The 21,875-nt window shown below is 71.5% G+C and carries 17 protein-coding genes and 1 pseudogene; 12 read left to right on the top strand and 6 right to left on the bottom strand.

Annotated features, from left to right (window positions below; translation table 11 throughout):
- Nucleotides 1-157 precede the first annotated feature (157 nt).
- The 4 genes from ACFU6I_RS12560 (at nucleotide 158) to ACFU6I_RS12545 (ending at nucleotide 10,317) form a co-directional block, all read left to right on the top strand.
- Nucleotides 158-817, top strand: a complete 660-nt coding sequence (locus ACFU6I_RS12560) for a hypothetical protein (protein WP_384364440.1) — start codon at nucleotides 158-160, stop codon at nucleotides 815-817.
- A gap of 96 nt (nucleotides 818-913) precedes the next feature.
- The gene (locus ACFU6I_RS12555; protein WP_384364437.1) at nucleotides 914-3,028 is read left to right on the top strand and encodes a flotillin family protein; all 2,115 of its coding nucleotides are present in this window, start codon (nucleotides 914-916) and stop codon (nucleotides 3,026-3,028) included.
- 239 nt (nucleotides 3,029-3,267) lie between these two features.
- Nucleotides 3,268-8,274 carry a DNA repair ATPase gene (locus tag ACFU6I_RS12550; RefSeq protein ID WP_384364434.1) on the top strand — a complete coding sequence of 1,669 codons (5,007 nt, stop codon included), beginning with the start codon at nucleotides 3,268-3,270 and terminating at the stop codon, nucleotides 8,272-8,274.
- A 39-nt stretch (nucleotides 8,275-8,313) separates the two neighbouring features.
- Complete coding sequence (locus ACFU6I_RS12545; RefSeq protein WP_384364431.1) at nucleotides 8,314-10,317, top strand: NAD-binding protein; 2,004 nt, start codon at nucleotides 8,314-8,316, stop codon at nucleotides 10,315-10,317.
- Here the strand turns inward: ACFU6I_RS12545 and ACFU6I_RS12540 are convergent.
- The 3 genes from ACFU6I_RS12540 to ACFU6I_RS12530 form a co-directional block, all read right to left on the bottom strand.
- Nucleotides 10,314-10,526, bottom strand: coding sequence for a hypothetical protein (locus ACFU6I_RS12540; RefSeq protein WP_384364428.1), 213 nt, complete (start codon nucleotides 10,524-10,526; stop codon nucleotides 10,314-10,316). The genes ACFU6I_RS12545 and ACFU6I_RS12540 overlap by 4 nt on opposite strands.
- A 150-nt stretch (nucleotides 10,527-10,676) precedes the next feature.
- Nucleotides 10,677-11,747, bottom strand: coding sequence for a tryptophan--tRNA ligase (gene trpS, locus ACFU6I_RS12535; RefSeq protein WP_384364425.1), 1,071 nt, complete (start codon nucleotides 11,745-11,747; stop codon nucleotides 10,677-10,679).
- Nucleotides 11,748-12,273: 526 nt separating this feature from the next.
- On the bottom strand, nucleotides 12,274-12,402 hold the full coding sequence (locus ACFU6I_RS12530; protein WP_234432866.1) for a DUF6126 family protein: 129 nt from the start codon (nucleotides 12,400-12,402) through the stop codon (nucleotides 12,274-12,276).
- Between the two features lie 167 nt (nucleotides 12,403-12,569).
- Between ACFU6I_RS12530 and ACFU6I_RS12525 the strand changes: the two genes are divergently transcribed.
- The 3 genes from ACFU6I_RS12525 (at nucleotide 12,570) to ACFU6I_RS12515 (ending at nucleotide 14,858) form a co-directional block, all read left to right on the top strand.
- On the top strand, nucleotides 12,570-13,652 hold the full coding sequence (locus ACFU6I_RS12525) for an LLM class flavin-dependent oxidoreductase (RefSeq protein WP_345517276.1): 1,083 nt from the start codon (nucleotides 12,570-12,572) through the stop codon (nucleotides 13,650-13,652).
- A gap of 6 nt (nucleotides 13,653-13,658) precedes the next feature.
- A complete protein-coding gene (locus tag ACFU6I_RS12520) occupies nucleotides 13,659-14,309 on the top strand; it encodes an FMN reductase (RefSeq protein WP_345517275.1) in 651 nt (216 codons plus the stop codon).
- Between the two features lie 126 nt (nucleotides 14,310-14,435).
- Nucleotides 14,436-14,858 (top strand): universal stress protein, encoded by a 423-nt coding sequence (locus ACFU6I_RS12515; RefSeq protein WP_358860868.1) that lies wholly within the window; start codon nucleotides 14,436-14,438, stop codon nucleotides 14,856-14,858.
- A 68-nt stretch (nucleotides 14,859-14,926) separates the two neighbouring features.
- Here ACFU6I_RS12515 and ACFU6I_RS12510 read toward each other — a convergent pair.
- Nucleotides 14,927-15,352 (bottom strand): annotated as a pseudogene (locus tag ACFU6I_RS12510) (PP2C family protein-serine/threonine phosphatase); the annotation flags it as partial.
- An 82-nt stretch (nucleotides 15,353-15,434) separates the two neighbouring features.
- Nucleotides 15,435-15,836, bottom strand: a complete 402-nt coding sequence (locus tag ACFU6I_RS12505) for a hypothetical protein (protein WP_327245491.1) — start codon at nucleotides 15,834-15,836, stop codon at nucleotides 15,435-15,437.
- 118 nt (nucleotides 15,837-15,954) lie between these two features.
- On the opposite strand from ACFU6I_RS12505, the gene ACFU6I_RS12500 reads away from it, so the two are divergent.
- From ACFU6I_RS12500 to ACFU6I_RS12480, 5 genes are all read left to right on the top strand, one after another.
- A complete protein-coding gene (locus ACFU6I_RS12500; protein WP_384364423.1) occupies nucleotides 15,955-16,842 on the top strand; it encodes a hypothetical protein in 888 nt (295 codons plus the stop codon).
- Between the two features lie 67 nt (nucleotides 16,843-16,909).
- Nucleotides 16,910-17,890: an endonuclease/exonuclease/phosphatase family protein gene (locus ACFU6I_RS12495; RefSeq protein ID WP_384364421.1), complete on the top strand. Its 981-nt coding sequence runs from the start codon at nucleotides 16,910-16,912 to the stop codon at nucleotides 17,888-17,890.
- 103 nt (nucleotides 17,891-17,993) lie between these two features.
- Nucleotides 17,994-18,938 carry an NADP-dependent oxidoreductase gene (locus ACFU6I_RS12490; RefSeq protein WP_384364419.1) on the top strand — a complete coding sequence of 315 codons (945 nt, stop codon included), beginning with the start codon at nucleotides 17,994-17,996 and terminating at the stop codon, nucleotides 18,936-18,938.
- 150 nt (nucleotides 18,939-19,088) lie between these two features.
- The gene (locus ACFU6I_RS12485) at nucleotides 19,089-19,214 is read left to right on the top strand and encodes a DUF2630 family protein (RefSeq protein ID WP_384364417.1); all 126 of its coding nucleotides are present in this window, start codon (nucleotides 19,089-19,091) and stop codon (nucleotides 19,212-19,214) included.
- Between the two features lie 26 nt (nucleotides 19,215-19,240).
- Nucleotides 19,241-21,217 carry an FUSC family protein gene (locus tag ACFU6I_RS12480; protein ID WP_384364415.1) on the top strand — a complete coding sequence of 659 codons (1,977 nt, stop codon included), beginning with the start codon at nucleotides 19,241-19,243 and terminating at the stop codon, nucleotides 21,215-21,217.
- Nucleotides 21,218-21,278: 61 nt separating this feature from the next.
- On the opposite strand, the gene ACFU6I_RS12475 is transcribed toward ACFU6I_RS12480, so the two are convergent.
- A complete protein-coding gene (locus tag ACFU6I_RS12475) occupies nucleotides 21,279-21,689 on the bottom strand; it encodes an RNA-binding S4 domain-containing protein (protein WP_384364413.1) in 411 nt (136 codons plus the stop codon).
- Nucleotides 21,690-21,875: the final 186 nt, after the last annotated feature.

The raw sequence follows: 21,875 nt of genomic DNA, 5'->3' as shown, positions 1-21,875 counted from the left end.
TTTTTTTTTATATCCCCGGGGGTTATCGGGGGGTTCGGGGGGGGGGGCCACCCCCCGCCCCCCGCGGCGCCGCATATCGGCGGCGCCGCGGCCACCGGAGTCACCGCCGGAATGCCCATCCGCCGCACCCCCACCGACAGGCAGGGGGAGTGGACCGATGCAGGAATTCCTGAGAGCCGCATCCTCCTTCCCCGCCGTCCTCTTCGGCGCCGCTCTGATCGTCGTCATCTGCTTCTGGCTGCTGGTCCTGGTGGGCGCGGCCGACCATCACTCCTTCGACACCGACCTCGACACCGACCTGGCCGGGATCGGCGGTGTGCCGGTCGCCGTCTCGGTGTCCGTGATGGTCGTCGTCGCCTGGTTCACCAGCCTGACCGGCTCCGTCCTGCTGCACCGCAGCGCGGTCACCGGCACCGCCCGGGCCGCACTCGCCTGCGCCGTACTCGCCGGGGCGCTGCTGATCTCCTGGGCCGTGGTCCGATTCCTCGTCCACCGCTACCGGCGTCATTTCCCGGCCGAACTCCCGCCGTCCCGACAGGACTTCCTCGGTCGGGTCTGCATCATCCGTACCGGATCCGTCAGCTCCGACTTCGGCCAGGCCGAGGTCGCGGCAGCCGACGGCTCGACCGCGATCGTGCAGGTCAGGCTGTTGCCGCAGACCGATGAGGCGGCGTTCACCGCGGGCAGTGCGGGGCTCCTGTACGCGTACGACGACGAGGGTGAGTTCTTCTGGGTCTCGCCGTACGACGTGACGCTCGACCCGGGCCCGCCGAAGCCCCCGCGGCCGCTGCCGCGCACCCCACGCCGTACCCGCTGAGCCGCCGCCCCGCCTGCGGGGCTCACGGCACACGACCGCTCGCCCCGGCGGGCGCCCCGCACTTCTCACCTTCCTCACCAGCCGTCAAGGACTGTCATGGATGCCATCTCCCTGGGCTTCGGTGTGCTCGTCGCCGTGGTCCTGCTCATCGCGATCGCCCTGCTCCTCGTCATCGGCCGGCTCTTCCGCAAGGTCGAACAGGGCAAGGCACTGATCATCTCCAAGACCAAGAAGGTCGACGTGACCTTCACCGGAGCCGTCGTGCTGCCGGTCCTGCACAAGGCCGAGTACATGGACATCTCGGTGAAGACGATCGAGCTGCGCCGCACCGGGCGTGAAGGCCTGATCTGCCAGGACAACATCCGCGCCGACATCCACATCAACTTCTTCGTACGGGTGAACAAGACCGTCGAGGACGTCATCAAGGTCGCCCAGTCCATCGGCACCGAACGGGCCAGCGACAAGGCCGCCATCCAGGAGTTCTTCGCCGCGAAGTTCGCCGAGGCACTCAAGACGGTCGGCAAGCAGCTGGACTTCGTCGATCTCTACACCAAGCGCGAGGAGTTCCGGGACCGCATCATCCGGGTCATCGGCACCGATCTGAACGGCTACCACCTCGACGACGCGGCGATCGACCACCTGGAGCAGACGCCGATGGCGCAGCTCGACGGCGCCAACATCCTCGACGCGCAGGGCATTCGTAAGATCACCGAACTGACGGCGATCGAGCACGTGCGCACCAACGAGTACCAGCGCACCGAGCAGAAGGAGATCACCCGGCAGAACGTCGACGCCCGCGAGACCATCCTGGAGCTGGAGCGCCGGCAGGCCGAGGCCGAGATCAAGCAGCGACGCGAGGTCGAGACGCTACGGGCCCGCGAGGAGGCGGCGACCGCCCGGGTCCAGGAGGAGGAACGGCTCGGCGCGCAGGCCGCGTTCATCCGCACCGAGGAGCAGCTCGGCATCCAGCGCGAGAACCAGGCGCGGGAGATCGCCGTTGCGCAGAAGAACCGCGAGCGGGTCATCGCCGTGGAGAACGAGCGCATCGAGAAGGACCGGCTGATCGAGGTCATCGGGCGCGAACGGCAGACCGAACTGAACCGGATCGCCGCGACGAAGGAGGTCGAGGCCGAGCGCCGCGAGGTCGCCGATGTGATCCGGGAGCGGATCGCGGTGGACCGGACGGTCGCCGAGCAGGAGGAGTCCATCAAGACGCTGCGGGCGGTCGAGGAGTCGGAGCGCACCCGCAAGTCGGTGATCATCGCGGCCGAGGCGGAGGCCCAGGAGAAGCTGGTCAAGGACATCAAGGCGGCTGAGGCGGCCGAGGCGGCGGCCACGCACCGGGCGGCGGAGCAGTTGACACTCTCCGAGGCCCGGCTGAAGAGCGCGGACCTCGACGCCCGGGCCAAGCTGCGGCTCGCCGAAGGCGTCCAGGCGGAGTCCGCGGCGCCCGGACTTGCCGAGGTGCAGGTACGGGAGGCGGCCGCCGATGTCATCGAGAAGACCGGTCTTGCCGAGGCCGGGGCCGCGGCCGCCCGGCTCAAGGCCGAGGCCGAGGGTGCGCGGCTGAAGGCTCTCGCCACAGCCGAGGGCACGCAGGCGCAGGCCACGGCGGACGCGGCGATGATCGGCGAGAAGCTGAAGGCGGAGGCAGCCGGGCTCACGGAGAAGGCGGCCGCGATGGCGGCGCTGGACGACGCGTCGCGCGGGCACGAGGAGTACCGGCTGCGGCTCGCCGCCGAGAAGGAGATCCGGCTGGCCGGACTCGATGTGCAGCGGCAGGTCGCCGAGGCGCAGGCGACGGTCCTGGCCACCGGTCTGGAGAACGCGGACATCGACATCGTCGGCGGGGATTCGGTCTTCTTCGACCGGCTCGTCTCGTCGATCTCGCTCGGCAGGAGCGTGGACGGGTTCGTGGAGAACTCGGACACCGCGAAGGCACTCGCAGGCCCGTGGCTGAACGGGTCGTCCTCGTTCACGGACGACCTGACGCGGGTGCTCGGGTCGGTCTCGACGGGCGATGTGCAGAACCTGACGGTGTCGGCGCTGCTGATGCGGATGCTGGCCGCTCCGGGAGTGGGTGCGGATGCCGGACAGGTCCGCCAACTCCTCGACTCGGCGCGAAAGCTCGGTCTGGCGGACCTGCCGGTCGGGGCGCCGGCGGATGCCCCTGATGTACCCGTGTCGCGCAACGGGACGCCGGTGGCGTAGGCGCGGCACGTCGAGCCCGGGCGCCGGGGTGGCCGCTCCGTCCCCGGAGGGCGGACGGGCTCGATGGGACGGCCACCTCCCGAGAGCCCACCCGCGCCTCGGGCCCAACCGGTCCGGTTCCGCCCTCGAACGCCGGACGGGCCCGAAAGGGCGACCACTTCGAGCCCGTCCGGCGTTCGAGGACACAGCGCGGCCGGCGGCCGCGCCACCCGACCCACATCTCGCAGGGAGCCGTACGCATGGACACCGACCCCACCTCCACCGTGGACGGCGGCACCTACGACGTACTGCGGCGCCGCCTCACCGCACAGGCCACCGAGCTCACCCACCGCGCCGAAGCACTCAACACCCATCGCACCGAGGAGTTCGGTTCGACCCGCCTCCGTCTCCTGGCCACCGAGCGGATCCGCACGGAGCACGCCTCCGTGCCCCGCGACCTCGTCGCCGTGGGCGGGCAGTTGCTGTTCGGCTTCGAGCGAGGACCGGGCGCACGCGGCGACGCCGAGGTCGGGGACGTACTCACCCTCCACGGACCCGATCTGTCACCGGGCCGGGACGCTCTCCTCGCCGACGAAGCCTTCGTACGCGAATTCACCACCCTGCACCGCTACTACCGCGACGCCCGCCTGCTCCGTCTCCGCCGCGTCGACGGGCGGCTCCTCGCCGTGTTCCGTACCGGCGAGACCGCCGACGACATCCGCGTACTGCGCTGGGCACTCGCCCCGGACGGTTCCCCCGGCGCGTTCCTCGACGCGCGCGGCGAACGCGACCACGTCTTCCCGCCCTCGCACGACTTCACCTGGACCGTGGCGGGCCGCGAGTCGCACATCCCCGGCCGCCACCCGCACATCGCGATCGGCGGCAGCGGCGCGCTCTTCGTCGACACCCTCGGCGGCACCCTGACCGTCAAGACGGCCGACGACACCGACACACCGCACGGGATCTACGAGGAGCCGGTCACCGAACCCCTCCAGTCCCTTGCCGACGCCGACGTCGAATACGCCGAGGTCGGCCCCCTGATCCTGCTGCGGATCCGCCCGTACAACGAGGATGCCTGGCGTCACCTGGTCTTCAACACGCTGCTCTCCACCGTCCAGCGCCTCGACGCCATCGGGCCCGCCTGCCACCGGCTGCCGGAGGACCAGGGGATCATCTTCCCCGGCGGCACGTACCTCACCACCGGCGCCGCCAAGACCTTCGATCTCGCGGAGCCGCTCGCCGACCCCGTCTTCGAGGGGGCCGTCCACTCCCCCAACGGCGAGGACGTCCTCTACCTCTTCCGGTCCCGGGACGGCGGCCGCGGCCTGCTCCTCCCCTACAACCTGATCCGCCAGGAGGTCGCCGCCCCGCTGCTCTGCCGCGGCCACGCGCTGCTCGACGACGGCACCCTCGTCCTCCTCAAGGACACCGCGTCGACCGAGCCGGTCCGTGTGCACACGGTGCAGCGCTGGCAGACCCCGTACGTCTCCGACACCCATGCCGCTTCCCGCCCGGCCGGGACGGGGCCGCTCGCCCGGGTCGGCAACGCCGATCTGGTACGCGGCATCTCCGACTGTCTCGCGCTGGCGAACAGCGCGACGCGGACCACGCCGACGACGGGCGTGTACGCCCGGCTGGTCGACGACTGCATCCGCACCACCGACCGCTACCACTGGCTCACCGACCCCGAACTCGGCTCACTCAGCGGTCCGTTGACCGCCCTCCACGACACCGCGCAGCAGGTCCTCGCCGAGTTCGAGACGGTGCAGGAGCTGACCCGGCAGGCCGCCGAGGCACTCACCGGCGCGGCGGACCACCTCACCGCGCTCGTCCGCCGCATCCGCGGCGAGGCCCCGCGCTCGGCCGCCGCCTGGGTCTCCCAGCTCACCGAACTGCGTCGCGCGCACGGCCGCTTGGCGACGCTCGGCGAGATGCGGTACGCGGACACCGACCGGATCGCCGAGCTGACGGCGGCCACCGCCGCCGATCTCACCTCCGCCGCCCAGCGCGCGGTCGCGTTCCTGAGCCGGGACGACGCATTCGCGGGCTACCACCACGACATCGAGCAGCTCACCGCCGACGCGTCCGCGCTCACCACCGTCGCGGACGCGACCGCGCTCGACGACCGGCTGACCGAGATGACGGACGGGCTCGCGACGGTCACCGACGTCGTCGCCGGGCTCGACATCGGGGACGCGACCGTCCGCACATCGATCCTGGAACGGATCGCCGAGGTCCTCGGCGGTGTGAACCGGGCCCGGGCCACGCTCGACGCGCGCCGCCGTGAGCTCCTCGATCACGAAGGGCGGGCGGAGTTCGCCGCCGAGTTCGCCCTGCTCGGGCAGGCGGTCACGGGTGCGCTGGCCGTCACGGACTCCCCCGACGCGTGCGACGAACAACTGGCCCGGCTCCTGCTTCAGCTGGAGAACCTGGAGTCCCGGTTCGCCGAGTACGACGGATTCCTCGCCGAGCTGGCCGAGCGGCGGACCGAGGTGTACGAGGCGTTCTCGGCCCGTAAGCAGACGTTGCAGGACGACCGCGCCCGCCGCGCCGAACGGCTGGCGGACTCGGCGGCCCGGGTCCTGGAGACCGTCTCCCGGCGGCTGTCCGCCCTCCCGGACCTGGACGCCGTCCACACGTACTTCGCCTCCGACCCGATGGTCGCCAAGGTCCGGCGCACGGCTGACGAACTGCGCGGGCTCGGCGACCCCGTGCGGGCCGAGGAGCTCGACGGACGGCTGAAGGCGGCCCGCCAGGAGGCGGGGCGGGCCCTGCGCGACCGCAGCGAGCTGTACGCGGACGGCGGGTCGACGATCCGGCTCGGCCGGCACCGGTTCGCCGTGAACACCCGGCCGTTCGACCTGACGCTCGTGCCCTCCGGGGACCGGCTCGCGTTCGCCGTCACCGGAACCGACTACCGGGCTCCGGTCACCGACCCGGCGTTCGAGGCGACCCGCCCGTACTGGGACCAGCTGCTGCCCTCGGAGTCCCCGTCCGTCTACCGCGCCGAACACCTCGCAGCCCGCCTCCTGGACGAGCACGGCGCGGATGCCCTGGCCGCCCGCGAACCGGCCGACCTCACCCTGCTCGTACGGGAGTCGGCTGCGGCCGCGTACGACGAGGGATATCAGCGGGGCGTCCACGACGAGGACGCCGCCGCCATCCTGACCACGCTGCTGCGACTGCGGGCCGATGCCGGCCTGCTGCGTGTCCCGCCCTCGGTACGGGCGACGGCGCAGCTCTTCTGGACGTACGACACGGACGACGTCCTCCGCGCCTCCTGGACGCGCCGGGCCGCCTCCCTCGCCCGGGCCCGGGAGACGTTCGGCCTGGCGCCCGCGATCAACGCGCTCCAGGAGGAATGGGCGACCAGGATCGGGACCGATGACGCGCCTGCCGTCGCCGCGTACCTCTTCGAGGAGCTGACCTCGGGCCCCGCCGGGTTCGTCACGAGCGCGACCGCCCGCACCTTCCTGGACAAGTTCCGCCGCACCACCGGAACTTCGGCGTACGACGAGGATCTGGACGCCCTCCGCGACGACCTTCCGGCGCGCCGCCAGCTCGTCGAGGGCTGGCTGACCGCGTACGCCTCCGCGAGCGGAACGGACCTTCCGAGCGGTGATCTCGCCGAGGCGGTCGCCGTCGAACTCTGTCCGGAACCTGAGCTCACCCGATACGACTGCGAGGCACCGCTCTCGGCGACCGTGGACGGCCTGCTGGGCACCCATCCACGCATCGACCGTGGCCGCCTGACCGTCCGTCTCGACGAACTCCTGGCCCGCACACAGCAGTTCCGTGCGAATACCGTCCCGGGCTTCCGTGCCTACCAGCGAACCCGCACCGCCCTCGTCACCGCCGAACGCGCCCGGCTGCGGCTCGACGACCACAGGCCGCGCGTGATGTCCGTGTTCGTCCGCAATCAGCTCCTCGACGAGGTGTACCTGCCGCTGATCGGCGACAGCCTCGCCAAGCAGCTCGGCACGGCCGACGCCGACCGGCGCACCGACTCGCAGGGCCTCCTGCTGCTCGTCTCGCCGCCCGGCTACGGCAAGACGACACTCATGGAGTACGTCGCCGACCGGCTCGGCCTGGTCCTCGTCAAGATCAGCGGCCCGTCGCTCGGCCGCGACGTGACCTCCCTCGACCCCGCGCAGGCACACAGCGCGACAGCCCGCCGGGAGATCGAAAAGATCAACTTCGCACTGGAGGCGGGCAACAACACACTCCTCTACCTGGACGACATCCAGCACACGTCACCCGAACTGCTCCAGAAGTTCATCCCCCTCTGTGACGCCACCCGCTGTATCGAGGGTGTCCGGGACGGCGAGCCGCGCAGCTACGACCTACGGGGCAAGCGGTTCGCGGTGTGCATGGCGGGCAACCCGTACACCGAGTCCGGCGAACAGTTCCGGATCCCGGACATGCTCGCGAACCGCGCCGACGTGTGGAACCTGGGCGAGGTGCTGAGCGGCCGCGACGACATCTTCGCGCTGAGCTTCATCGAGAACGCGTTGACCGCCAACCCGGTGCTGGCACCCCTCGCCGGCCGCTCCCGCGAGGACCTCGCGCGGCTCGTCCGCCTGGCCTCCGGCACGGCCCCTTCCCCAAGCTCCCGACTCCGTCCGAGCGGGGAAGGCCCCCTCGCCCACGCGGACCGTCTCGACCACCCGTACACCCCCGCCGAGCTGGACAGGATCACCGCGGTCCTGCGCCACCTCGTGACGGCCCGCGAGACCGTTCTCGCCGTGAACGCCGCGTACATCGCCTCGGCCGCGCAGACCGACACGACGCGCACCGAGCCGCCCTTCCGGCTGCAGGGCTCGTACCGCAACATGAACAAGATCGCCGAGCGGATCGTCCCCGTGATGAACGACGCCGAACTGGCCGCCGTCATCGACGACCACTACGCGGGCGAGGCCCAGACGCTCACCACGGGCGCCGAGTCCAACCTGCTGAAACTGGCGGCTCTGCGCGGCACCCTCACCGCCGAACAGGCCGACCGATGGGCGGCGATCACCGCCTCGTACGTACGCACCCAGGCGCTCGGCGCCCCGGACGGCACCCCTTTCCCGAACCCTCGCCCCCGTCCGAGCAGCGCAGACACCGCCTCGCGGGCGGTCGCGGCACTGGACCTGCTCTCCGAACGGATCGCGGCGGTCGAGGCGGCGATCGTCCGCGCATCGGACCCACGTCACCCGCTCGCGGGCCCGGAGCAGTCCGCCCGGCACGCGGCTCCACGCACCCCGACGGCACACGAAGATCACTGACCGGCCGGAATGAGTCGAACAACGGGAGGTGTGCAAGGCATGCTGGGATTCGTGTCCACACTTCCCCAGCAGCCCCAACGCTCCCCCCTCAGCGGCCACATGGTCATCTGCGGCGACGACGCACTGGCCCGGCGGCTGGCGGTGGAGCTGCGGTACGTCTACGGGGAGCGGGTCACACTCCTTCTCCCGCCCGGGCGTGATCCGCGCAGACCTGAGCTGCCGCTGACCCAACGCGGCCGCGCGGCGACACTGTTCGGACGGATGTCGGCGGCGATGAACCGCAACCTGGGCAACGGCGGCAACGGCAGCAACGGGACGACCGGCAGCTCCGACGACGACACGAACGCCGGCGTCGAGGCGGTCCGCATCCTGGAGGCTGCGGAGCCGTCCGACGAGGCCTTCGAGGAAGCGGGCGTGGACACCGCCACCGCACTGGCACTCGTCTACGACGACGACGAGCGCAACATCCGCGCCGCGCTGACCGCCCGTCGCCTCAACCCCCGCGTCCGGCTGGTCATCCGTCTCTACAACCGCAAGCTCGGGCAGTACCTGGAGACCCTTCTCGACCAGGCCGCCGCGGTCGCCGTCCCCGGACTCGACCCGACGGCGCTGGACGCGTCCACCACGGTCCTCTCCGACGCCGACACCGCCGCCCCGGCGCTCGCCGCGACCGCGCTCACCGGTTCCAGCAAGGTCGTCCAGGCGGAGGGCCTGCTCCTGCGGGCCGTCGAACGCACCCCGCCCCGGCAGGGCGAGGTCGCCGACCCCGGACTCTGCACGCTCGCCCTGCTCTCCTCCACCACGCACGACCCGGCGGGCGCCGAAGGATCCGACAGCAGCGGCGCCGAAGGACCCCAACTCCTGCCCGATCACGAACAGGTGGCCGCGGCGACCGGGCGCGGCACGGTGGTCCTGGAAGCCATCCGCGAGGCCGCACCGGACGGTCCGAAGCTGCGCATGGGGGGCCGCGGCGCCCCGCTGAGCCAGATCTTCTCGCGCCGTCTGCGCTGGTCGGCGCTGGGGGTCGGCTCGGCGGTCCTGGCCCTCGCCGTCGCCTCCACCCTCACCACGGGCGACCACCCCCTGCACGCCGCGTACCTGACCCTGCTCGACCTCTTCGCGATGGGTGACCCGGCGATCGGCGACCCCACCGCGCGACAGATCATCCAACTGCTGTCCGGAATCGCCGGCCTGATGCTGCTGCCGCTGCTGGTGGCGGGCGTCCTCGAAGCGTTCGGCTCCCTGCGTACGGCGTCGTCCCTGCGCCGCCCGCCGCGCGGACTCTCCGGCCATGTGGTGCTGCTGGGGCTCGGCAAGATCGGTACGAGGGTGCTGGTCCGGCTCCGCGAGCTCGACATCCCCGTGGTGTGCGTGGAGGACGACCCGGACGCACGCGGTATCCCGGTGGCCCGGCGACTGCACGTACCCGTCGTCCTCGGGGATGTCACCCAGGAGGGCGTCCTGGAAGCCGCGAAGATTCAACGGTCCCGCGCCCTTCTCGCCCTGACCAGCATCGACACCACCAACCTGGAGGCGGCGCTCTACGCCCGCTCGGTCAAGCCCGACCTGCGGGTGGCGCTGCGCCTCTTCGACGACGAGTTCGCCACCGCCGTCTACCGCACCCTGCGCACCGCCCACCCGCAGGCCCTGACCCGCTCCCGGTCCGTCTCCCATCTGGCCGCCCCGTCCTTCGCCGTCGCGATGATGGGACGGCAGATCCTGGGCGCGATCCCGGTCGAGCGGAAGGTGATGCTGTTCGCCGCGATCGAGGTGGCGGGCCACCCGCAGTTGGAGGGCCGGACGGTCGAGCAGGCGTTCCGGGCGGGGGCATGGAGAGTGCTGGCCCTGGACGCGACCCCGCGCGAGGACCGCCACCCCGACCTGACGACCGTCGCACCCGCCTCCCCGGACCACCCGTCGGGCCTGATCTGGAACCTGCACCCGGGGTACGTGCTGCGCGCCGAGGACCGCGTGGTGATCGCGGCGACCCGGCGCGGACTCGCGGAACTGCTGCGCCGACGAAGGGCAGTGACGCTGCATTAGGCCGACCGGCACACGGGGGCGGCGTCGGCCTCGAGGGCGTCCACGCCCTGGCCGAGGGTGCCGGTGCGCGCGGGCGAGGGCGTCGGGCGAACGTGCCGGACGCGGGCCGGGGGGACATTGGCCCAGACGGTGCGTACGACCGCCCTGCCGCGCTGCCGGTAGCCGGCGAGCACGGACTCGACGGCTCGGTGACGGGCCGCTTCGCCCACCGAGGCGACGAGTCTGCGCCAGGTCGTCAGGGCGGCGCCGACGACGCCTGGAACATCGCGGCACTGCTCCCGGACGTGTCGGCACGCAACGCCTGCCCCGGAGCCGACCCGGTCCGGCCCGGTCCGGCTGCCCCGACCTGGCCGGAATCGCTACAGCAGGCCCCCCATCACCCCCCGTACCTCCGCCAGCGTGGCCTCGGCGACGGCATTGGCTCGCTCGTTGCCGGCCCGCAGGACCGACCGTACGTACGCCATGTCCTGCGCGTACTCCGCCCGCCGCGCCCGCACCGGCGCCAGCCGCTCGTTGACGGCGTCCGTCACGGTCCGCTTGAGCACGGCGCCACCCCCGTCCCCGATCTCCTCGGCGACCTCGTACGGGTCGCGGTCGAGGCAGAGCGCGGCGAGGAGTACGAGCCCCGACACTTCGGGCCGGGTCTCCGGTTCGTACGTGATGTGCCGGTCGGTGTCCGTCTTCGCCCCGCGGATCATCCGGGCGGTCTCGTCGGCGGTGGCGCCGAGCGCGATGGAGTTGCCCCGGCTCTTGCTCATCTTGCCGCCGTCGGTGCCGAGCAGGAGAGGCGCGGCGGAGAGCAGGGCGTCCGGCTCCGGGAAGACCGTCCCGTACCGCTCGTTGAAGCGGCGGGCGACGCTCCGGGTCACCTCGAGGTGCGGCAGCTGGTCCTGTCCGACGGGGACGAGGTTGCCCTTGCAGAACAGGATGTCGGCGGCCTGATGCACGGGATACGTGAACATCAGCCCGCTGACGGCGGACTGCCGCGAGTGTGCGATCTCGTCCTTGACCGTGGGATTGCGGTTCAGCTCGGCAACGGAGACGAGGCTGAGGAACGGCAGCATCAGCTGGTTCAGCGCGGGCACGGCGCTGTGGTTGAAGATCGTGGTGCGGGCCGGGTCGATGCCGATGGCCAGGTAGTCCAGCAGCATCCCCTCCATGTGCTCGGTGAGCCGGTCGGCGACGTCCCGGTCGGTGAGCACCTGGTAGTCGGCGATGATCACGAAGACGTCCACGCCGAGGTCCTGGAGCCGGACACGGTTGTGGAGGGTCCCGAAGTAGTGCCCGAGGTGCAGTGCCCCGGTGGGCCGGTCCCCGGTCATCACCCGGAACCGCCCGGGATCCTGCTGGATCTGCTGCTCCAGCTCGGCACTGCGGCGCTGGGCGGGGGTGGTGACGGGTGCGGCGGCGGCGATGGCGGTGGCGGTCATGGTCTCTCCTCGCGGGTGCTGGTTGCGTGGAGGACGGCCCGCCGGGAGCGGCATCCGTACCCGTACGAGGGCAGAGAAGAGGGCCGTCCATATCGAACGGCCCTGGTTCCGTGCAGATGAGGCGGCCGCTCCTAAGTGGAGCGCCACCAGTTTCGGCACGGTACGGAGGTCATGCGCCGAGTGTAACGCGGTCGGGCTCCGCCCACCCGGCCTTGGCGGCCCCGTGCCGCTTCCCGTACGGGACAGCCTCGGGCCGAACGCGGGCCCCGTCCCTGTGCACACAGCTCGATGCACCTGTGCGGCATACGGCTGGTGATCGTGTGGTGCCGCCGGGCGGTGGCCATTACCCGCTCCGGGAACCGGAGCCCCTTTGGACATGCCGAGCAACAGGGTCGCCTTCTCCCGGGCTCACCGCCCCGCATGTCGCGAGGGGAACCGTCGGATCCCGAGCCCACGGCGGTGGGGGTTCCTGCCGCCGTCACGGCGAGGGCCCTCGCGGCCGTCGGCGTTCCGCCCGGCGGGCGACTCACTTGTGGGCGTGCTCGCCCACGTAGAACAGCAGGTAGACGAAGCCCGCGAAGAGATGCGTGGCGAAGACGTAGACGAAGACGCGCAGCGCGACACCGCGTTCCTTCCAGCTCTCGCTCTCGCTCACGGGCCCTGCCTCCTTCGGGCCGGCGCGTTGCCGGCCTGTCTCCCCGTCCAGATTACGCACCGCCGGGATCCCCGCTCCGGGCGGCGGAATAGGGAGAACGGGTGCCCCGTTGTAGGGTGTGCCAGGTAGTTCAAGGTTCAACCATCACCCCCACGGAGGCGGGCGCCATGGAGTTCGGGATCTTCACCGTCGGAGACGTCACCACCGACCCCACCACCGGCAGGACACCGACCGAGCACGAGCGGATCAAGGCGACCCTCGCGATCGCCCTGAAGGCCGAGGAAGTGGGCCTGGACGTCTTCGCGACCGGCGAGCACCACAACCCGCCGTTCGTCCCGTCCTCGCCGACGACCACGCTCGGCTACATCGCCGCCCGCACCGAGAACCTGATCCTCTCGACGTCCACGACGCTGATCACCACCAATGACCCGGTGAAGATCGCCGAGGACTACGCGACGCTGCAGCACCTCGCGGACGGCCGGGTCGACCTGATGATGGGGCGCGGGAACACCGGGCCGGTCTACCCGTGGTTCGGCAAGGACATCCGCCAGGGCATCCCGCTCGCCATCGAGAACTACGCCCTGCTGCACAAGCTGTGGCGGGAGGACGTCGTCGACTGGGAGGGCAAGTTCCGTACACCCCTGCAGTCCTTCACCGCGACCCCGCGCCCGCTGGACGGCGTCCCGCCGTTCGTCTGGCACGGTTCCATCCGCTCCCCGGAGATCGCGGAGCAGGCCGCGTACTACGGCGACGGGTTCTTCCACAACAACATCTTCTGGCCCATCGAGCACACCAAGAAGATGGTGAACCTCTACCGGCAGCGGTACGCGCACTACGGGCACGGCACCGCCGAGCAGGCCATCGTCGGCCTCGGCGGCCAGGTGTTCATGCGGAAGAACTCGCAGGACGCGGTACGGGAGTTCCGCCCGTACTTCGACAACGCGCCGGTCTACGGACACGGGCCCTCACTGGAGGACTTCTCGCAGCAGACACCGCTGACCGTCGGCTCCCCGCAGGAGGTCATCGAACGGACCCTGTCGTTCCGTGACGCCGTCGGCGACTACCAGCGCCAGCTGTTCCTGATGGACCACGCCGGACTCCCCCTGAAGACGGTGCTGGAGCAGCTCGACATCCTCGGCGAGGAGGTCGTCCCGGTGCTGCGCAAGGAGTTCGCCAACATGCGGCCGGCCGGAGTGCCGGAGTCCGCCCCCGTCCACCCGGCCGTCGCCGCCCGCACGAAGGAGATCTGACCCACCATGCAGAACGAGGCTCTGAAGATCGTCGCGGTGTCCGCAGGGCTGAGCCAGCCGTCGTCGACCCGGCTCCTGGCCGACCGGCTGGCGGCCGCCGCCCGGGAGCGGCTGGCCGCCGAGCAGGACCGGCCGGTGGAGGTCCGGGTGATCGAGCTGCGCGATCTCGCCGTCGACATCGCGAACCACCTGGTGACGGGGTTCCCGCCGCGGGCGCTGGGCGAGGCGATCGACGCGGTGACGGCGGCGGACGGCCTGATAGCCGTGTCGCCGGTCTTCACCGCCTCGTACAGCGGGCTGTTCAAGTCGTTCTTCGACCTGATCGACAACACGGCGCTGACCGGCAAGCCCGTCCTCGTCGCGGCGACCGGCGGCACCGGCCGGCACTCGCTCGTCCTGGAGCACGCGATGCGGCCGCTCTTCGCCTACCTGCGAGCCACCGTCGTGCCGACGTCCGTGTACGCAGCGTCGGAGGACTGGGGCTCGTCCGGTGACGAGTACACCGAGGGGCTGCCGTCCCGGATCCGGCGCGCGGGCGGCGAACTCGCGGGGATGATCGCGGGCGGCCGGGCGGTCTCCGGGGCGTCCAGGGCACCGGGGCTCGACGACGAGGTGGTGCCGTTCGAGCAGCAACTCGCCGACCTGCGGCTGGACTGACCTGCCGCCGCCCGAGCGGGGCGGACCCACCCGGAGAACCTCTGTCCGGTTTGATTACAGTTATCCGTAAAAGTGCACCGTGAGGTGCATCACGCAGATGTGAGCTGAACCGAGCTGGAGGCAGAGATGGGCAGGATCGTGGTGGGCGTGGACGGCTCCGAGTCGTCGATCAAGGCGCTGCACTGGGCCGTACGCCAGGCCGAGCTGACCGGTGACTCGGTGGAGGCCGTCAACAGCTGGGAGTACCCCGCGACCAGCTGGGCGTCCATGATGCCGGGTATGCCGGAGGACTTCGATCCGCAGGCTCTGGCGACCGTCTCGCTCACCGAAGCGCTGGAGGAGGCCCTCGGCGCCGAGGGCGCGGCCGCGGTCAGCAAGATCGTGGTGATCGGCAACCCCGCACAGGCCCTGCTGGACCGCGCGAAGGGCGCGAACCTGCTGGTCGTCGGGGCACGCGGATACAGCGGCTTCAAGGCGACCCTGCTCGGGTCGGTCAGCCTCCATGTCACCCAGCACGCGCCGTGCCCGGTGACGGTCGTCCGCGACTGACCGGGTGAACTCGAGGAACGAAAAGGAGGGGCGGTCCCGTTCGGGGCCGCCCCTCCTCGAATCCTTTCCTACAGCTCCACCACGTCCGCGACGACACACATCACGTTGTCCGGGGCCCCCGCCACACCCGCCAGGGCGACCAGCTCCCGTACGGCCGTGTCGGGGCCGTCCGCCGCGCCGAGTTCCCGGGCCAGATCCGCACCGTCGACCACCGCCGACAGGCCGTCCGAGCAGAGCAGATAGCGGTCGCCGGACCGGACTTCCCGCAGGTGTACATCCGGGCGCACCGGGGCATGGTCCTGCGCGGTGCCGCCCATCAGGGCGCCCAGCAGCAGGGCGCGCTGCGGATGCGAGGCGGCTTCCTCCTCGGTGAGCGAACCGTCGTCGATCATCGACTGGACCAAGCTGTGGTCGTGCGTGATCCGGAACAGCTCACCACCGCGCAGCAGATACGCCCGCGAGTCCTCGCGTTCCACCGCAGACCTCCTCGTACCGGACGGTCCCGCCCGGCCCCGCCGATGCTGGGGCTTCCCCCGCGGAGAAGGTCAAGGATGAAGGAGGAGACGGGGCGCGGAGTCAGTCCTCCGTCACGTGGAACGCGTAGAAGGCGCACACCCACATCGCGGCTCCCGTCACCAGGGCCAGGACGGAGGACGCGAGCACGCTCTTGTCGGACAGGCTGTACAGGAAGCCGACCGTACCGCCGAACAGCACGCCGTACGCGGTGGCCTTGGTTCCCGTCGGCAGTCGCTTCTGTACCCGGCCGAGGCCGTAGCAGAGCGCCGCCAGCACGGCGCCGGTGATCAGACCGAGCGCGAGCTGCGTGCCGGTGAGCACACCGCCGCCGCGCACGATGGACGTCGCCCACCAGCCCGCGATCACACCGAGGGCGACAGGCATGGCCCAGCTGAGTGTGCTGGGGCGGTGGGGGCGCGCCCGCGTGCGCCGCCGCGTCGGCATCGAAGCGTGTGTCGTCATGGCCGAAAGCTCCTTCCGTCACCCCGTTCACTCCAGGGCACACCCCGTCGTGGGGCCCGGCAACTCGAATGGCGCACCGCCCGGAGCGCACCGCTGCCGTCCGGGATTCCCTTGAGGGGTGCGGACCTCTCTCTCGGTGGCGTTGTCGACGGTTCTGCTTGTGCTGCTCGCCGTCCTCGTCCCGCTGAGTGCGCTGGCCGCCTGGGTCGATCTGGAGATCGACAACACGGACCGATACGTCGCCGCGGTGGAACCGCTCGCCTCCGACCCCGATGTACAGGCCATCGTGGCCGGTCTGATCACCGACGAGGCGATGAAGCAGATCGACGCCGGGCCGCTCCAGGACACCGTGCGGGGCTTCCTGTACGAGGCGGTGCAGTCGTTCGCCACCACCAATGCCTTCCGTATCGCCTGGGACGCCGCCAACCGCACCGCCCACCAGGCGGTCACCGCCGCGCTGAACGGAAACACCGGCGAGGCAGTGACCATCGATCTGGCGCCGGTGTCGGAGCAGGTCAAACACAATCTGCTGGACAGCGGGGTGCCGCTCGCCGACCGGATTCCGGTCCAGCACACCGAGATCACGCTGATCTCCGCCGACCGCGCCGACCAGCTGCGCCACACCTTCCGCCTGCTCCGCGCCGGCAGCATCTGGCCCGCGGTCGGGACCGTGCTGTTCGCTCTCGCGTCCGTGGCCGTCGCGGCGGTGCGTGGCCTGCCGGGACGCCGGGGCGCCGCCCTTTCCGCACTGACGGCCACGGCGCTCGTCGGGCTCGGATTCGCCCTCGGCGCGCTCGTGCTGCGCGCACTGATCGCGATCGCCCGGAACCGGGTGCTGGCCGGGGTGCCGGGCAGCGACCACGACGCGGCGGCGGCGGTCTACGACGCGCTGACGGCTTCGCTCCGTACGACGGTGTGGATCGTTCTCGGTGCGGGGCTGGCAGTGGCGCTGTGTGCGATGGTCGCGCGGGGATGGACGGGGCGGGGATCCGCCGTACGGGCTTGATCCGGCACGCCCCGCCCCGGGAGAGGATGCGGGCAGCCCTCTGCCCGGTCCTCGCGAAAGGCCCCCTGTGAACAGCACCGAACCCGCCGGTACGGCTATACGCAGGCGACCCGCGCTCTGGGGTGCGGCTCTCACGCTGGTGGTGGTGAGCGTCGTCGTCGGGTTCAGGGCAGTCGGCGCCGACGGTATGACGCCCGTGCCGCAGGCTCTCGCCTTCCTGCCCTGGCTGCTGGTGCCGGGCGGGGTCGGCCTGGGGCTCGCCGCACTGGCCCGGTGGCGTACGGGAATGGTGTGGGCGGCCGTCGTGCTCGCCCTGATCGTGTGGTTCCTGCGCCCCTACGGGCCCGGTTCCACGGGCGCGCACGGTCCGGTCCTCGCCCGGCTGAGCGTGCTCACCTCCAATGTGGAGTTCGGTGGCGCCACCGACGCACTGATCACCACGGTCCGCCGTGCACGGCCCGACATCGTCTTCGTCGAGGAGTGCGACTTCCACTGCGCCGACGCCCTCGCCGCCCGGGTCCCGCACACCGCGTACCCGTACCGCAATGTCGTCCGGCTCGACGGCTCGCTCGGTTCGGCGATCCTCAGCCGTCATCCGCTGCGCTTGACGGGCGGGATCGACGGGGTGATGGCGATGCCGGGTTCGGTGGCCGTCGTGGCGGGCCAGGACGTCCGGTTGCAGCTCGCGCATCCGATGCCACCGATCCCCGGCATGGTCGGCGGGTGGCGCACGGAACTCGGCCGGGTCCGGGACTTCGCGGCAGGCTCGAAGGGGAGCCCCACCATCGTGGCGGGTGACTTCAACGCCTCCCAGGACCATGCCGCGTTCCGCGCCGTCCTCGACGCGGGCGGCCTCCACGACAGCGCCCGCGTCGCCGGCGCCTCCCGTACGTACTCCTGGCCCGCGGACCGCTCCACCCCACTGCGCACCCAGATCGACCATGTGCTGGTCAGCGACGACTTCTCGGTACGGTCCGCCCGCTTCCTGCGCCTCGACGGCACCGACCACCGGGCGCTCCACGTCGGGCTCGACCTGCACGCCGGCTGAGCGCCGGGCGCCGCGCCCGGTTCGACGTGCGGCGTCGAGCGGGCCGGGCAAGAGTGGAGTCCAGGACTGCGTGACCGTCGGGGTCGACTGAGAGGTCTTCCGTATGCGAGCCATAGCCGTCAGCGCGTTCCGGGCCGATCCTTCACTGATCGAGCTTCCCAAGCCGGATCCCCGGGCCGGCGAGGTGCGGGTGAAGATCGTGTACGCCGCGCTCAACCCGTGCGACTGGCAGATCGCGGACAACGCCCGGGAAGGTTCTGCGGAGCCGGTGTTCCCGCTGGTCGTCGGCGTGGACTACGCAGGCCGGGTGGACATGATCGGCAGCGGCGAGAACCGCTTCCGGGTCGGCGACGAGGTCTTCGGCCGGGTGAGCGGATCACCGGCCGGCGCGGGCACGTACTGCGACTACGTGTCCGTCCCGCAGGACTCCACGATCACCCTGGTCCCGGACGGTCTCCCGCTCCGGACCGCTGCGGCGCTGCCGTCCGCCGGGATGGCCGCGGCGCAGCTCCTGGAGACCGTGGTGCTCCGCGGCCACGAGAGTCTGCTCGTCATCGGGGCGGCGGGCGGCGTCGGCAGCTATCTGACCCAGCTCGCGTCCGCCCGGGACCTGCGCGTCCTCGCCGCCGTGCGCGGCGAGGAGCGCGGGCGGATGAGGGCGCTCGGCGCCGCGGTCACGATCGACACGACGGCCCTTCCGCTCGAAGCGGCGGTGCGGGAGGCGTGCCCGGAAGGCGTCGACGCGCTCGTCGACCTGGTGTCCACCACCCCGGACGGCTTCGTGGCGCATGCGGCACTGGTACGGGCCGGGGGTGTGGCCGTCTCCACACGGGGCGTCGCCTGGCGGGCCGCCCTTCCCGCCGGTGTCAGCGGTATCGACTTCCACCTGGAGCCGACACCTGTGCTGCTCGACGTCCTGGCGACGGGGGCCCTGGAGGGCGTACTCAAGGTGCCCATCGACATCGAACTCCCGCTGGAGAAGGCCCCGCAGGCGCTCGACCGGAACCGCACGGGCGGCGCCCGTGGCAAGACCCTGTTCGCGCTCTGACCCGCGTTCAGAATTTCCGGGGGGAGACGACAGGGACGGGCAGGAGATCTTCGACAACATCGGCGGCCTGATCTCCGAGGAGCGGACCCTTCGCGAACGCTCCACCCGGAACGGGGCCTCCGGGCCCACGAGAGGTCGCGCCTGCGTACCGTGGAGGTCCAACTCGATCAGTACTGGGACCTGCTGCGGCAGCGTCGCGCCCTCGGCGAGTTCGGCGACGACCCGAACGCGGCAAGGATCCGTCCCGCCGACGAAGCAGAGGGCTACCAGAGCTGACCGTACGTCGTCGTAGGGGGAGCCCGTTGACAGAGGCCGAGGCGGAACGGAAGCGTGCCGCACCACCGAGCTGGCTGCTGAGCGGGCTCCGTCCGCTCTCCGCTCCCATCCCGTGGGCCGCCGCCGTCCGCGCCTCCATCGCCATGGCCGGACCACTGGCCGTCGGCTTCGCGCTCGACCGGCCGGCCTACGGCGCGCTCGTCTCCATGGGCGCGCTCTCCGGTGTCATCGGCGACACCGCCGACGCGTACCGGATGCGAGTCCTGAACATCGCCGTGCCCCAGCTGTTCGGAGCGGTCGGCATCATGCTCGGCACGCTGGTGTACGGGACCGGCTGGGCCGCCGTCGCCGTGCTGACCGCCGTCGGGCTGCTCTCCGGGATGATGTCGACGATCGGCGCGGTCGCGTCCGTTTCAGGGCTGCTGCTCCTGCTCAACTCGGTCGTCGGAGCCGGACTGCCCCTGCCGGCCCCCTGGTGGGTGGCGCCGCTGCTGCTGACACTCGGTGGACTGTTCGTGCTCGCCCTGACGCTGCTGGCCTGGCCGATGCGGCGGAAACTGCCGGAGCGGGTCGCGGTCGCGGACACGTACCTCGCCGTCGCCGATCTGCTGGCCGCCGCGGGCACCGACGCGTACGAGAAGCGGCGGCAGGCGGTCACCCAGTCGCTGAACACCTCGTACGACCTGATCCTCGCCCGCCGGGCCCGCTACCACGGGCGCAGCGGCGCGATGGTGCGGCTGCTCGCCCAGCTCAATGTGGTCATCCCGCTCGTCGAGGCGGCGCCCGCGGTGCATGTGCGGCGGTCCCGGCTGCCCGACGCGATCCCGGCGGCGGTACGGGAACTGGCGGCGGCCGTCGAGGAGAGCCGCACCGGGGGCGCCGAACCGGAGCTGCCCGCGCCCGACTCGCCCGCCACCCGGGCCGTGGACGGCGCGCTGCGTCACGCGGCGGCCGTCGTGCACAACGCCGACGTCGATCCGTACAACGTCGACGACCGGCTCGGACGCCCCGCCGCGCTGGGGGTACGAATGCGGCGGGCGACCCGGACCGTGCTGTTCTCCAGGACGTCCTGGCGGTACGGACTGCGACTGGCCCTCTGCATCGGCCTGGCCCAGGCGCTGACCTCGCTGGTCGCCGTGGACCGCTCCTACTGGGTGGCACTGACCGTCACGTTCGTGCTGAAGCCGGACTTCGGCTCGGTCTTCTCGCGTGCGGTGCTGCGCGCCGTGGGCACGGCGGCCGGTCTCGTCATCGCCACGCCGATCCTCGCCGCGGTGCCGATCGGGTGGTGGGACGTGCTCGTGATGGTGGTGCTGGCCGCGCTGATCCCGGCGTTCACGGCCAAGGGGTACGCATTCCAGACCGCGGCCATCACGCCGGTCATCCTGCTGCTGTCCGACGTGCTGAACCACCAGGGCGTCGCCCTGGTCGAGCCGCGCCTGGTGGACAGTCTCCTCGGCTGCGCGATCGTGCTCGTGGCGGGTTATCTGCTGTGGCCGGAGAGCTGGCACACCCGGATCGGACACCGGCTCGCCAACGCGGTCACGGACATCGCCGACTATGTGGCGTGCGCCTTCGACCCCGGCAGTGACGGTCGCGGGGGCGAGCGGACATCCCCCGTCGACCAGGCGGAACGGGTACGGGCGCGGCGGCGCATCTACCGCGATCTGTCCTCCGTACGGTCCGAGTTCCAGCGCGCCCTCACGGAACCGCCCCCGGTCGGCACCCGGGCCGCCGCCTGGTGGCCCCTGGTCGTCGCGGTCGAGCGAATCGTGGACGCGGCGACGGCGGCACGGGTCCGGGTCGACCACGGTGCACCGGAACCGGCACCGGAGGAAGTGGCCGAGATCCAGCAGCAGCTCCGCGAATTGGCGGAGGGGCTGCGGGCGAGCGAGGACCTGGTGAGCGTACGGACCGAGCTGCCGGGCGACGAGGAGGGAGTGCTTGCGCCGCTGCGCCAGGAGGTCGCGGCGGCGCGGGCGATCGCCTCCCCGCAGCCGTAGACGCAGGCGGACGCGGGCTCGGACGAACGCGTCACGCCCGCCGTCCGGGGGGACGGGAGGCTCAGGCCGGCCGGTCCCCGTGGCCGCGGCTCTGCAGGCGTTCCATCTCGCGGCGGTCGCGCTTGGTCGGGCGGCCCGTGCCGCGGTCGCGGACCGGCACCTGGATGACCGCTTCGCGCGGCGGTGGGGGCGGGCTGTTGTCGACGAAGCACTCCGCCGCAACCGGCGGGCCGACCCGCTTCTTCACGATCCTGGACACGACGACGATCCGGTCGCGGCCGGCGTGCCGGAGCCGTACCTCGTCCCCCACATGCAGGTTCTGCGCCGGCTTGGCACGGTCCCCGTTGACCTTGACGTGCCCCGCGCGGCAGGCGGCAGCGGCCTGCGAGCGGGTCTTGGTCAGCCGTACCGACCAGATCCAGCTGTCGACGCGGACGCTTCCCTCCGCCTGCGGTGCCTCACCCGAAACCATGTCTCCGACTGTAGGCCTTCCGCCCGAACTCTGAACCTCGTACGGGAGTCACGTAACACTCGTACCGCTCAAGCCGACACAGCTGTAACCACGGGACTACGATGCGGACGATCTTCTCGAACGGACCGACCACATCCGTTCGGAGTTTCGGAGATCTGTTTCTGACATGCCGCCACATGTCGTGCC

Origin of the sequence: Streptomyces sp. NPDC057486 (assembly GCF_042802415.1) — a bacterium.
In the GTDB taxonomy this organism is placed as follows: Bacteria; Actinomycetota; Actinomycetes; order Streptomycetales; family Streptomycetaceae; genus Streptomyces; species Streptomyces yanii.
Note: the sequence above shows the minus strand (reverse complement) of the source record. Positions and strands in the feature narration are given on the sequence as shown.

Bases quoted from the DNA above. Each gene is read 5' to 3' on its own strand.
- ACFU6I_RS12550 (WP_384364434.1), top strand. From the start codon at position 3,268: ATGGACACCGACCCCACCTCCACCGTGGACGGCGGCACCTACGACGTA.
- ACFU6I_RS12490 (WP_384364419.1), top strand. From the start codon at position 17,994: ATGCGAGCCATAGCCGTCAGCGCGTTCCGGGCCGATCCTTCACTGATC.
- ACFU6I_RS12555 (WP_384364437.1), top strand. From the start codon at position 914: ATGGATGCCATCTCCCTGGGCTTCGGTGTGCTCGTCGCCGTGGTCCTG.
- ACFU6I_RS12505 (WP_327245491.1), bottom strand. From the start codon at position 15,836: ATGACGACACACGCTTCGATGCCGACGCGGCGGCGCACGCGGGCGCGC.
- ACFU6I_RS12560 (WP_384364440.1), top strand. From the start codon at position 158: ATGCAGGAATTCCTGAGAGCCGCATCCTCCTTCCCCGCCGTCCTCTTC.
- ACFU6I_RS12475 (WP_384364413.1), bottom strand. From the start codon at position 21,689: ATGGTTTCGGGTGAGGCACCGCAGGCGGAGGGAAGCGTCCGCGTCGAC.
- ACFU6I_RS12520 (WP_345517275.1), top strand. From the start codon at position 13,659: ATGCAGAACGAGGCTCTGAAGATCGTCGCGGTGTCCGCAGGGCTGAGC.
- ACFU6I_RS12515 (WP_358860868.1), top strand. From the start codon at position 14,436: ATGGGCAGGATCGTGGTGGGCGTGGACGGCTCCGAGTCGTCGATCAAG.
- trpS (WP_384364425.1), bottom strand. From the start codon at position 11,747: ATGACCGCCACCGCCATCGCCGCCGCCGCACCCGTCACCACCCCCGCC.
- ACFU6I_RS12545 (WP_384364431.1), top strand. From the start codon at position 8,314: ATGCTGGGATTCGTGTCCACACTTCCCCAGCAGCCCCAACGCTCCCCC.
- ACFU6I_RS12525 (WP_345517276.1), top strand. From the start codon at position 12,570: ATGGAGTTCGGGATCTTCACCGTCGGAGACGTCACCACCGACCCCACC.